Annotated in this window: 7 protein-coding genes; all 7 read left to right on the top strand. The window is 66.2% G+C overall.

What is annotated here, in order from left to right; genetic code table 11:
• The first annotated feature begins 1 nt into the window (after window position 1).
• The 7 genes from prpC (at window position 2) to ABIA73_RS12775 (ending at window position 12,501) form a co-directional block, all read left to right on the top strand.
• Window positions 2–1,159, top strand: a complete 1,158-nt coding sequence (gene prpC / locus ABIA73_RS12805) for a bifunctional 2-methylcitrate synthase/citrate synthase (RefSeq protein ID WP_354275881.1) — start codon at window positions 2–4, stop codon at window positions 1,157–1,159.
• A gap of 109 nt (window positions 1,160–1,268) precedes the next feature.
• On the top strand, window positions 1,269–3,887 hold the full coding sequence (gene acnD, locus ABIA73_RS12800; protein ID WP_315830646.1) for a Fe/S-dependent 2-methylisocitrate dehydratase AcnD: 2,619 nt from the start codon (window positions 1,269–1,271) through the stop codon (window positions 3,885–3,887).
• A 100-nt stretch (window positions 3,888–3,987) separates the two neighbouring features.
• A complete protein-coding gene (locus tag ABIA73_RS12795; protein ID WP_032976603.1) occupies window positions 3,988–4,230 on the top strand; it encodes a type II toxin-antitoxin system ParD family antitoxin in 243 nt (80 codons plus the stop codon).
• Window positions 4,227–4,589, top strand: coding sequence for a type II toxin-antitoxin system RelE/ParE family toxin (locus ABIA73_RS12790; RefSeq protein WP_313283736.1), 363 nt, complete (start codon window positions 4,227–4,229; stop codon window positions 4,587–4,589). Before ABIA73_RS12795 ends, ABIA73_RS12790 begins: the two co-directional genes overlap by 4 nt.
• Before the next feature lie 3 nt (window positions 4,590–4,592).
• Window positions 4,593–5,771, top strand: a complete 1,179-nt coding sequence (prpF, locus tag ABIA73_RS12785) for a 2-methylaconitate cis-trans isomerase PrpF (protein WP_313446585.1) — start codon at window positions 4,593–4,595, stop codon at window positions 5,769–5,771.
• A gap of 186 nt (window positions 5,772–5,957) precedes the next feature.
• The gene (locus tag ABIA73_RS12780; protein ID WP_088100562.1) at window positions 5,958–7,418 is read left to right on the top strand and encodes a bifunctional 2-methylcitrate dehydratase/aconitate hydratase; all 1,461 of its coding nucleotides are present in this window, start codon (window positions 5,958–5,960) and stop codon (window positions 7,416–7,418) included.
• A gap of 175 nt (window positions 7,419–7,593) precedes the next feature.
• The gene (locus tag ABIA73_RS12775) at window positions 7,594–12,501 is read left to right on the top strand and encodes an alpha-2-macroglobulin family protein (protein ID WP_354275880.1); all 4,908 of its coding nucleotides are present in this window, start codon (window positions 7,594–7,596) and stop codon (window positions 12,499–12,501) included.
• Window positions 12,502–12,507: the final 6 nt, after the last annotated feature.

Below are 12,507 nucleotides of genomic sequence, written 5' to 3'. Positions count from 1 at the left end.
CATGAACGATACGACCGCAACCCCGGCCTTCAAGCCGAAGAAGTCCGTCGCCCTGTCCGGCACCGCTGCCGGCAACACCGCGCTGTGCAGCGTCGGCCGCAGTGGCAACGACCTGCACTACCGTGGCTACGACATCCTGGACCTGGCCAACACCAGCGAGTTCGAGGAAATCGCCTACCTGCTGGTGCATGGCAAGCTGCCGACCCGCGCCGAGCTGGTCTCCTACAAGGCCAAGCTGAAGTCGCTGCGTGGCATTCCGGCCGCGGTGAAGGCCGCGCTGGAAGAACTGCCGCCGTCGGCGCACCCGATGGATGTGATGCGCACCGGCGTGTCCGTGCTCGGCTGCGTGGCGCCGGAGAAGGATGACCACAACCATCCGGGCGCGCGCGACATCGCCGACAAGCTGATGGCCTGCCTCGGTTCGATGCTGCTGTACTGGTACCACTGGAGCCACAACGGCCGCGCGATCGACGTGGAAACCGATGATGACTCCATCGGTGGCCACTTCCTGCACCTGCTGCACGGCGAGAAGCCGCAGGATTCGTGGGTGAAGGCGATGCACACCTCGCTGATCCTGTACGCCGAGCACGAGTTCAACGCTTCGACCTTCGCCTGCCGCGTCATCGCCGGCACCGGCAGCGACATGTACAGCGCGATCTGCGGTGGCATCGGCGCGCTGCGTGGCCCCAAGCACGGCGGCGCCAACGAAGTGGCGTTCGAAGTGCAGAAGCGCTATGACAATCCGGACGAAGCCGAGGAAGACATCAAGGCCCGCGTGGAGCGCAAGGAAGTGGTGATCGGTTTCGGCCACCCGGTCTACACCGTGTCCGATCCGCGCAACAAGGTGATCAAGGACGTCGCCCGCGAACTGTCCGAAGAGCAGTCGAGCATGAAGATGTACGACATCGCCGAGCGCCTGGAAACGGTGATGTGGGACATCAAGAAGATGTTCCCGAACCTGGACTGGTTCAGCGCCGTCAGCTACCACATGATGGGCGTGCCGACCGCGATGTTCACCCCCCTGTTTGTGATCGCCCGTACCGCCGGCTGGAGCGCGCACATCGTCGAACAGCGTATCGACGGCAAGATCATCCGCCCGAGCGCCAACTACATCGGCCCGGAAGATCGCGACTTCGTGGCCATCGACAAGCGTTCCTGATCATCGCCACTGTTGCACTGCTGCATGCATCCGGCCGGCCCCGTGCCGGCCGGATGCCGTCACCGCCGTATTGCCGGCACCCGGCCCGCCACGAGCATTCCGCCAGCCCATGAAGACCGATTACCGCAAGTCCCTCCCCGGCGCCTCGCTGGACTATTTCGATGCGCGCGCCGCCGTCGACGCGATCCAGCCCGGCGCCTACGCCACGCTGCCGTACGTATCGCGCGTGCTGGCCGAGAACCTGGTGCGTCGCTGCGATCCGGCCACGCTGACCGACTCGCTGAAGCAGCTGATCGAGCGCCGTCGCGACCTGGATTTCCCGTGGTTCCCGGCGCGCGTGGTGTGCCATGACATCCTCGGCCAGACCGCGCTGGTGGATCTGGCCGGCCTGCGCGATGCGATCGCCGACAAGGGCGGTGATCCGGCCAAGGTCAACCCGGTGGTGCCGGTGCAGCTGATCGTCGATCACTCGCTGGCAGTGGAGTGCGGTGGTTTCGATCCGCAGGCGTTCGAGAAGAACCGCGCCATCGAGGACCGTCGCAACGAGGACCGCTTCCACTTCATCGACTGGACCAAGCTGGCCTTCGAGAACGTGGACGTGATTCCGCCGGGCAACGGCATCATGCATCAGATCAATCTGGAGAAGATGTCGCCGGTGATCTACGTGCAGGATGGCGTCGCTTTCCCCGATACCTGCGTGGGCACCGACAGCCACACCCCGCATGTGGATGCGCTGGGCGTGATCGCCATCGGCGTGGGTGGCCTGGAAGCAGAGAACGTGATGCTGGGCCGTGCGTCGTGGATGCGCCTGCCGGACATCATCGGTGTCGAGCTGACCGGTCGGCCGCAGCCGGATATCACCGCCACCGACGTGGTGCTGGCCCTGACCGAATTCCTGCGCAAGGAGCGCGTGGTCGGCGCCTGGCTTGAATTCTTCGGCGAAGGTGCCGCTGCACTCACCATCGGTGATCGCGCCACCATCTCCAACATGTGCCCCGAATACGGCGCAACCGCCGCGATGTTCTACATCGACGGCCAGACCATCGACTACCTGCGCCTGACTGGTCGCGAGGAAAAGCAGGTCGCACTGGTTGAAAACTACGCGCGCAGCACCGGCCTGTGGGCCGATGACCTGGCCACTGCGGAGTACGAGCGTGTACTGCACTTCGATCTCTCGACGGTGGTGCGCAACATGGCCGGCCCGAGCAATCCGCATCGCCGCCTGCCGGTATCGGAACTGGTCGAGCGCGGCATCGCCGATGCCGCCAAGCTGGAAGCCGGCAAGGCCGAGCAGGCACAGGGCCTGATGCCGGATGGCGCGGTGATCATCGCTGCCATCACCAGCTGCACCAATACCTCCAACCCGCGCAACGTGATCGCCGCCGGCCTGCTGGCACGCAAGGCCAACGAGCGCGGCCTGCTGCGCAAGCCTTGGGTGAAGTCGTCGCTGGCACCCGGTTCCAAGGCAGTGCAGCTGTACCTGGAAGAAGCGGGCCTGCTGCCGGACCTGGAGAAGCTGGGCTTCGGCATCGTTGCCTTCGCCTGCACCACCTGCAATGGCATGAGCGGCGCGCTGGATCCGAAGATCCAGCAGGAAATCATCGACCGTGACCTTTACGCCACGGCGGTACTGTCGGGCAACCGCAACTTCGACGGCCGCATCCATCCATATGCGAAGCAGGCGTTCCTGGCCTCGCCGCCACTGGTGATCGCCTACGCCATCGCCGGCACCATCCGCTTTGACATCGAGAAGGATGTGCTGGGCGTGGACACCGACGGCAACGAGGTGCGCCTGAAGGACATCTGGCCGAGTGATGCCGAGATCGATGCGGTGGTGAAGGCGGCGGTGAAGCCGGAGCAGTTCCGCAGCGTCTACAACCCGATGTTCAACGTACGCGTCGAACACGGCGCAGCGGTGAGCCCGCTGTACGACTGGCGCCCGCAGAGCACCTACATCCGTCGTCCGCCGTACTGGGAAGGTGCACTGGCCGGTGAGCGCTCGCTGGCCGGCATGCGTGCGCTGGCGGTGTTGCCCGACAACATCACCACCGACCACCTGTCGCCGTCCAACGCGATCCTGGCCTCGAGTGCGGCTGGCGAATACCTGGCGAAGATGGGCCTGCCGGAAGAGGACTTCAATTCCTACGCCACCCATCGCGGTGACCACCTGACCGCGCAGCGTGCCACCTTCGCCAACCCGAAGCTGTTCAACGAGATGGTGCGCAATGAAGATGGCAGCGTGAAACAGGGTTCGCTGGCGCGCGTCGAGCCGGAAGGCAAGGTGATGCGCATGTGGGAAGCCATCGAGACCTACATGGAGCGCAAGCAGCCGCTGATCATCATCGCCGGTGCCGACTACGGGCAGGGTTCTTCGCGTGACTGGGCTGCCAAGGGCGTGCGCCTGGCTGGCGTGGAGGCCATCGTTGCCGAAGGCTTCGAGCGCATCCACCGCACCAACCTGATCGGCATGGGCGTGCTGCCGCTGGAGTTCAAGCCGGGCACCACCCGCCTGACCCTGGGCATCGATGGCACCGAAACCTTCGACGTCATCGGTGAACGCACGCCGCGCGCCGAGTTGCGCGTGGTCATCCACCGCCGCGACGGCCAGGACGTGATCGTGCCGGTCACCTGCCGCCTGGACAGTGACGAGGAAGTGGCGATCTACGAGGCCGGCGGCGTCCTGCAGCGCTTCGCCCAGGACTTCCTGGAAGGCGCCAAGGTGGCGTGATGCCGGGCTGAATGCCTGCCCCCGGAGGTGGGGGGCAGGCTTGTCCGACATCAGGGCAGGGCGCACACTGACTTGGCAAAAACTGCCAATGGAGAGTCTCATGGCCACCATGAACATTTCGCTGACCGATCCGCTCAAGCAGTTCGTGGACGAGGAAGTGCGCGAAGGCGGTTACTCCAGTACGTCGGATTACGTGCGCGACCTGATCCGGCAACGCCAGCGGAGCAAGGCCGAGGAGTTGCTCAAGAAGCTGATCGCCGAGGGGCTGGCATCTGGCCCTTCTGCGCCTCTGCCGCCCGATCACTTCGACAAGCTGCGTGAGCGTGCACGGAACCGCAAGTGAAACCCTCGCACTGGTCCCCTGCAGCGGTTCTAGATCTTGACCACGCTGCAAGCTGGTATGGAGATCAAGGCGGAGAAGCATTGGAGATCGGCTTCGTCGATGCGGTGGAATCGGTGGTGAGACTGATCGAAACACACCCCGGTGCCGGCTCCACACTGCATGCGGATCTGCTGCCGACCCTCTCAGCGCCGTTGCGCTTTCATCCGGTTCGTCGCTTCGACGGCTATCTGGTCTATTACGTGGAGCTACCTGCGCACGTTTTCATTGTGCGTATCTGGAATGCCTCGCGGGGCATGGAGGCACTGTTCGAAGACGAGGAGCTCAACCCCGATATTGGTTCGTCGCATCCAGGATACTGATCCATGACCTTTCTCCCGCAACTCCGTATTCCCGCTACCTACATGCGCGGTGGTACCAGCAAGGGCGTGTTCTTCCGCCTGCAGGACCTGCCCGAGGCCGCACAGGTGCCGGGTGCCGCACGCGATGCGCTGCTGATGCGCGTGATCGGCTCGCCCGACCCGTATGGCAAGCAGACCGACGGCATGGGTGGGGCCACCTCCAGCACCAGCAAGTGCGTGATCATCTCCACCGCCTCGGTGCCGGATCACGACGTGGATTACCTGTATGGCCAGGTGTCGATCGATACCGCATTCGTGGACTGGAGCGGCAACTGCGGCAACCTCAGCACCGCCGTTGGTCCGTTCGCGATCGCCAACGGCCTGATCGATCCGGCCCGCGTGCCGCGCGATGGCCTGTGCACCGTGCGCATCTGGCAGGCCAACATCGGCAAGACCATCATTGCCCATGTGCCGATGCGCGATGGGCAGGTGCAGGAGATCGGCGATTTCGAGCTGGATGGCGTGACCTTCCCGGCTGCCGAGATCCAGCTGGAATTCCTCGATCCGTCCGACGATGGTGACGCCGGTGCGATGTTCCCCACCGGCAACCTGGTCGATATGCTGGACGTGCCGGGCGTGGGTAGTTTCGAGGTGACGATGATCACCGCAGGCATCCCGACCATCTTCCTCAACGCCGCCGACCTCGGTTACACCGGCACCGAACTGCAGCCGGCGATCAATGAAGACAAAGCGGCGCTGGAGCGTTTCGAGAAGATCCGTGCCTACGGCGCGCTGCGCATGGGCCTGATCCAGAAACTGGAAGACGCGGCGACCCGCCAGCACACGCCGAAGGTAGCCTTCGTCGCCCCCGCGCAGGATTACGTGTCGTCCAGCGGCAAGGCGATCCCGGCCGCGGACATCGATCTGCATGCCCGCGCGCTGTCGATGGGCAAGCTGCACCACGCGATGATGGGCACCGCTGCAGTAGCGATCGGTACCGCCGCGGCGATCCCCGGCACGCTGGTCAACCGTGCTGCTGGCGGCGGCGAGCGCGAGGCCGTGACCTTCGGGCATCCGTCGGGCACGTTGCGCGTGGGTGCGCAGGCCGCACTCGTTGACGGCCAGTGGACGGTGTCCAAGGCCATCATGAGCCGCAGCGCCCGCGTGCTGATGGAAGGCAAGGTGCGCGTGCCGGCCGGGTGATGGCCTGGTAGTCGCCAACCTTGGTTGGCATGGCGCCGGCATTGCGCGGGTGGCGCTGCACCTGCTCTGGTAGTCGCCAACCTTGGTTGGCATGGCGCCGGCATCGCGCGGGTAAGGCCCAGCGCCAACCAAGGTTGGCGACTACCGGGTTTGTCGCAGCGTGCAACCCCACGTGGAGACCGAACAATGTCCGACAGCCACACCCCATCCAACGCCCGTGCAGCCTGGGATGCGCTGCTGGTGGACATCGTCGACTACGTGCGTGACACGCGCATCGACTCGCCGCTGGCGTTCCAGACCGCGCATCACTGCCTGCTCGACACGTTGGGCTGCGGGTTGGAGGCGCTGTCCTTCCCCGCCTGCAGCAAGCTGCTGGGCCCGCTGGTGCCGGGTATCAGCGTGGCCAACGGCGCGCGCGTCCCCGGCACCAACTTCGTGCTCGATCCGGTGCAGGCAGCCTTCAACATCGGCGCGATGGTGCGCTGGCTGGATTTCAACGACACCTGGCTGGCCGCAGAGTGGGGCCACCCCTCGGACAACCTCGGTGGCATCCTCGCCGTGGCCGACTGGCTTGGCCGCAACGCGGCGGCGTTGCGACGCCCGCCGCCGACCGTGCACGACGTGCTGCTGGCGATGATCAAGGCGCACGAGATCCAGGGCGTGCTGGCGTTACGCAACTCTTTCAACCGGGTCGGCCTGGATCACGTGCTGCTGGTCAAGGTGGCCACCACCGCCGTCGTCGCACAGATGCTGGGTCTGGACCGCGAGCGCATGCTCAATGCGGTGTCGCTGGCCTGGGTGGATGGACAGGCGCTGCGCACCTACCGGCATGCGCCCAACACCGGTTCGCGCAAAAGCTGGGCGGCCGGTGATGCGACCAGCCGTGGCGTACGCCTGGCGCTGATGGCCGCCACCGGCGAGATGGGCTACCCCAGCGTGCTCAGTGCACCGACCTGGGGCTTCGAAGCGGTATCGATGCATGGCCAGGCGCTGACCCTCGGCCGCCCCTTCGGCAGCTACGTGATGGAGAACGTGCTGTTCAAGATCAGTTTCCCGGCCGAATTCCACGGGCAGACGGCGGTGGAGGCGGCGATCATCCTGCACCAGCAGCTGCGCGCGCAGGGGCGAACGGCCGAGGACATCGAACACATCGCGATCCGTACCCAGGAAGCCTGCATCCGCATCATCGACAAGCAGGGGCCGCTGCACAACCCGGCCGACCGCGATCACTGCGTGCAGTACATGGTGGCCATCGCGCTGCTGCATGGGCGGCTGGTGGCCGAGGATTACGAGGACGACATGGCGGCCGATCCGCGCATCGACGCGCTGCGCGCGAAGATGACCTGCCATGAAGACCCGCAGCTCAGCGCCGACTACCTGGACCCGGACAAGCGCAGCATCGCCAACGGGCTGACGGTGCGCTTCAACGACGGCAGCGCGCTGCCGGAGGTGCTGGTGGAGTACCCGCTGGGCCACGCACGCCGGCGCGCAGAGGGTATCCCGCTGCTGATGGACAAGTTCCGTCGGCACCTGGCGCACCGCTTCCCCACCGCCCAGCAGCAGCGCATCCTGGCCGCCTCGCTGGACCCGGTGGCCTTGGCGGCGATGCCGGTGACCGACTACGTGGACCTGTACCTGCCGGGGTAGGAAGCGCTCTGGTGGGTGCCAACCTTGGTTGGCATGGGCCCAACGCCAACCGGGGCTGGCGGCTACCGCGCCGGGCATGGCCCGGCGCTACCGTTCCGATGCATTCCTGCCGAATCCGCGTCAACGCCTTGACGCGACGCGCCTATAATGGCCACCTCGATCAAGGAGTGACGACATGAGCGGTCCGGCACGGCGGATGCGGTGGGGATGGACGGCAGCATTGCTGGCAGGAGGGCTGTTGCTGGGTCTGGCCGGTTGCCGCAACGACAGCGGGCAGCTGCCAAAGGCCAGCGGCGAAGCCATCGCCACCAAGGCCGAGCAGGTGAAGGAGTTCACCCTGCTGCGTGCCTACCCGGACCAGAAGAGTGAAGGCCTGTCGCTGGCGCTGGAGTTCTCGCGCCCGCTGGTCGGCACCCAGGACTTCGACAAGCTGGTGCGCTTCGAAGAGAAGGTCGGCAACGATGACAGCAGCTGGACCCTGTCCGATGACGGCCTGACCCTGCGCTATCCCTTCGTCGAAGCCGGCAAGGAATTCAGCCTGGTGGTCTCGCCGGACCTGCTGGCCGCCGATGGCAGCCGCCTGGGCAAGGAACTGAAGCAGAAGGTCTTCAGCGGCGAGCTGAAGCCGGTGGCCGGTTTTGCCTCGCAGGGCAGCGTGCTGCCGGCCAAGGACAGCCGCGGCCTGCCGGTGGTGTCGGTGAACGTGCCGGAGGTCGATGTCGAGTTCCTGCGCGTGCGCGAAAAGGATCTGCCGACCTTCTTCAGCCAGTACCAGCGCGGTGGTCGCCGTGGCAGCTGGGAACTGAGCAGCGACTACGAGCGCAGCCCGATCAACAAGCTGGCCGAACCGGTCTACGTCAATCGCTTCATCCTGGGCGGCAAGCAGAACGAGCGGGTGCTGACCTACCTGCCGACCCAGGACATCAAGGAACTGCAGGAGCCGGGGCTGTATTTCGCCCTGCTCAAGCGCACCGGTGACTACGAGGGCGAGTTCGATACCGCATTCTTCTCGGTCAGCGACATCGGCCTGCACACCCGCGCGTACAAGGACAAGCTGTTCGTCCATACCGCCGCGCTGAAGGACGGTGCATCGCTGAAGGGCATCGACCTGCGCGTGCTCGATGCCAAGGGCGAAGTGGTGCTGAAGGGCAGTACCGACAGCAACGGCAATGCGCTGCTGAACTACACCCTGGATGCCACCCACGTGCTGGTGGCCAGCAGCGGCAAGGACACCAGTTTCCTGCCCTTCAACCAGCCGGCGCTGGACCTGAGCGAGTTCGCCGTGGCCGGCCGTGACAACGCCTGGTTCGATGTCTATGCCTGGTCGGGCCGCGACCTGTACCGCCCGGGTGAGACGGTGCGCCTGTCGGCGCTGCTGCGCGACAACGACGGCAAGCCGATCAAGAGCCAGCCGGTGTTCCTGCGCCTGAAGCAGCCCGATGGCAAGACCTTCCGCGAAACCCGCGTGCAGCCGGGCGAACAGGGCTACATCAACTTCGAGCAGACCATTCCCGCCGAGGCGCCGACCGGGCGCTGGCAGGTGGAGTTCCGCACCGATCCGGCCAGCAAGGAAGCGATCCAGGGCATGACCCTGCGCATCGAAGAGTTCCTGCCGGAGCGCATGAAGCTGGACCTGGACAGCGCGCAGAAGACGCTGAAGCCGGGTGAAGACCTGCGCCTGCAGGCCAACGGTGCCTATCTGTACGGTGCCCCGGCCGACGGCAACCGCTTCACCGCGCGCATGGCGGTGGCCGCCGAGCAGAAGCCGGTGGAGGGCCTGCCGGGCTACTTCTTCGGCGACCCGACCCTGCAGCTGCCGCGCGAAGCCAAGGATGTCATCGACACCACGCTGCCGGCCAATGGCCAGCTGCGCGAAGACGTGTCGTTGCCGGAAGAGGCGACCAAGGCGAAGGCGCCGATCGCGGTGGTGCTGTCCGGCAGTCTGTATGAAACCGGTGGCCGCACGGTCACCCGCACCCTGAAGCGGGTGGTATGGCCGGCCGCCGCACTGGTCGGCGTGCGCCCGTTGTTCAATCCGGACGACGGCGCTGATTCCAACGGCAACGCGCGGTTTGAACTGATGCGCGTGGATGCGGCCGGCAAGCCGCAGCCGGCCAAGGGCCTGAAGATCACCCTGGTACGCGAGCTGCGCGACTACCACTGGACCTTCAACGACAACCGCTGGGACTACGATTTCACCCGCCGCTTCGAAAACAAGGAAACCCGTACCGTCGATGCCGGCGGCAGCGCGGTGGCCTTCGACTTCCCGGTGGAGTGGGGCGAGTACCGGGTGGACGTGTTCGATCCGTCCACCGGCCTGACCAGCCGTTATCCGTTCCGCGCCGGCTGGAGCTGGGGCGATGACAACCGTGGCCTCGATGCCCGCCCGGACAAGGTCAAGCTGGGCCTGGACAAGACCGGCTACAAGGCCGGCGATACCCTGGAAGTGACGGTGACCCCGCCGCACGCCGGCAAGGGCGTGCTGATGGTCGAGACCGACCGCATGCTGTACGTGCAGGACATCGACGCAAAGCCCGGTGCCACCTACAAGATCCCGGTCACCGCCGATTGGGAGCGCCACGACGTCTACATCACCGCGCTGGTGTTCCGCGGTGGCAGTGCGCCGAGCAAGATCACCCCGGCCCGCGCGGTGGGCGTGGTGCACGTGCCGATGGACCGCAGGGGCCGCACCGTGGCCGTCGGCCTGGCCGCGCCCAAGCAGATGCGACCGGAGCAGGACCTGCCAGTGACGGTCAGCGCACCGCAGCTGGCCGGCAAGGTCGCGCACGTCACGGTGTCGGCCGTGGACGTGGGCATTCTCAACATCACCCGCTTCCCGGTGCCCGATGCCGGCGCGCACTTCTTCGCCCAGCGCCGCCTCGGCATCGATGCCTATGACATCTACAGCCGGGTGATCGAGAGCTTCGACGGCGGCAGCGGCAAGCTGAAGTTCGGCGGCGACATGGCGCTGCAGGCGTTGCCGCAGGCCAAGCGGCCGACCGCGCGCGTGCAGACCGTGGACCTGTTCTCCGGCCCGGTGCAGCTCGATGCCAAGGGCATTGCCCGCATCCGCCTGAAAGTGCCGGATTTCAATGGCACCCTGCGGGTGTCGGCGCTGGTCTACAGCGATGACCAGTACGGCAAGCGCGATGTGGAAACCGTGGTGCGCGCACCGATCCTGGCCGAGGCCAGCATGCCGCGCGTGCTCGCCCCGGGCGACCGCAGCACGGTGACGCTGGACGTGCAGAACTTCACCGGCAAGCCCGGTCAGTTCAACGTGCGCGTGGACAGCGAAGGCCCGCTCAGCCTGGGCGAAGGCACGCGCAGCGTGCAGCTCAATGCCGATGCCAAGACCACGTTGAGCTTCCCGTTGTCGGCGCGCGAGGGCCACAGCGTGGCCAAGGTGCGCGTGCGTGTGGATGGCAACGGCTTCAAGGCCGACCGCCGCTACGATCTGCCGGTACGTGCGGCGTGGCCGCAGGTACTGCGCTCGCAGGTGCGCACGCTCGATCCGCTGGCGGCGGTGAGCCTGGATGGCAGCCTGATGGACGGGCTGATGTCCGAATCGGTCAATGCCCGCCTGCTGGTCAGCCCGCTGCCGCCGATCCCGTTCGCCAGCGCGCTGCAGGGCGCGCTGAACTACCCGTACGGCTGTGCCGAACAGACCACCAGCAAGGGCTACGCCGCGCTGATCCTGGACCAGGCCACGTCGTCCATGCTCGGCGCTGACGGCCTGGACGCGAAGACCCGTCGCGAGCGCATGGAAGGTGCGTTCGGTCGCCTGGCATCGATGCAGGTGGCCAACGGCAACTTCTCGATGTGGGGTGACGACGGCTACGTGAACCCGTGGCTGACCCCGTACATCGCCGAGTTCCTGCTCGATGCCAAGGACGGTGGCTTCGCGGTGCCGGACAACGTGCTGCAGAAGGCGCTGAACCGCCTGAGCGAAGACCTGCTGTCCGGTGGCAACCAGTTCTACGGCCAGGAAAAACGCGAAAGCCTGAAGTTCGCCAACCAGGCGTACTCGGGTTACGTGCTGGCCCGCGTCAACCGCGCGCCGCTGGGTACCCTGCGCACGCTGTACGACAACGAACGCAGCAAGGCCGTGGGTGGTCTGTCGCTGGTGCACCTGGGCGTGGCGCTGTCGCTGCAGGGCGATGCCAAGCGCGGCCAGGCGGCCCTTGCGGCGGGCTTTGCCAAGTCCAGCAGCGAGCGCCCGTCCTACTTCGGCGACTACGGCAGTGCCGTTCGTGATGATGCGCTGATGATCGCGCTGACCCACGAAAACAAGCTGGCCAAGCCGGCATGGGATGCACGCGCGGTTGATCTTGGCCGTGGCCTGGATGCGCGCCGCAACAGTGGCTGGATGTGGCTGAGCACGCAGGAACAGGTGGCCATCGCCCGCCTCGGCAAGGCACTGGCCGCCAACCAGAAGGCGCTGGTGGCCGGTGAGCTGGTGATCGGTGGCAACAGCGAGGCCATCGGCGAACGCAAGCTGTTTGGCCGCAACTTCGATGCAGGGCAGCTGGCCGCGGGCGTGCGCTTCACCCCGCAGGGACAGCCGCCGATGTTCGCCAGCATCGACGTGGCCGGCATTCCGCGCAGTGCGCCGGCGCCGGACAACAGCGTGATCGGCGTGGAGCGAAGCTACTTCGGCACCGATGGCAAGCCGTGGTCGCCGCGTCCGCTGAAGGAAGGTGAAGCGCTGATCGTGCGGGTCACCATCACCGCCGACAGCGAGATGCCCGATGCGCTGCTGACCGACCTGCTGCCGGCAGGCCTGGAGATCGAGAACCTCAACCTGGGCGATGCCAAGCAGTGGGCCGATGTGGTGGTCGATGGCATAACCATCAGCGACCGCAGCGAAGCGGCCGATACCAAGCACGAAGAGTTCCGCGATGACCGCTACGTGGCGGCGCTGAAGCTCTCGCGTGGCAGCAAGGCCAACGTGTTCTACCTGGTGCGTGCGGTCACTCCGGGTACCTACACGGTGCCGCCGTCGCTGGTGGAGGACATGTACCGGCCGCAGCTGCGTGGCGTCGGCCGTAGCAACCCGACCACGTTGACGGTGGTACAGCCGTGACCGTGC

It is taken from the genome of Stenotrophomonas sp. 2694, assembly GCF_040548715.1.
Lineage (GTDB): Bacteria > Pseudomonadota > Gammaproteobacteria > Xanthomonadales > Xanthomonadaceae > Stenotrophomonas > Stenotrophomonas indicatrix.
The sequence above is the reverse complement of the archived record's forward strand: the minus strand, read 5'-3'. Positions and strand labels throughout refer to the sequence as shown.

Excerpts from the sequence above, each read along its gene's own strand:
- acnD (WP_315830646.1), top strand. The coding sequence starts at position 1,269 with ATGAAGACCGATTACCGCAAGTCCCTCCCCGGCGCCTCGCTGGACTAT.
- prpF (WP_313446585.1), top strand. The coding sequence starts at position 4,593 with ATGACCTTTCTCCCGCAACTCCGTATTCCCGCTACCTACATGCGCGGT.
- prpC (WP_354275881.1), top strand. The coding sequence starts at position 2 with ATGAACGATACGACCGCAACCCCGGCCTTCAAGCCGAAGAAGTCCGTC.
- ABIA73_RS12775 (WP_354275880.1), top strand. The coding sequence starts at position 7,594 with ATGAGCGGTCCGGCACGGCGGATGCGGTGGGGATGGACGGCAGCATTG.
- ABIA73_RS12795 (WP_032976603.1), top strand. The coding sequence starts at position 3,988 with ATGGCCACCATGAACATTTCGCTGACCGATCCGCTCAAGCAGTTCGTG.
- ABIA73_RS12780 (WP_088100562.1), top strand. The coding sequence starts at position 5,958 with ATGTCCGACAGCCACACCCCATCCAACGCCCGTGCAGCCTGGGATGCG.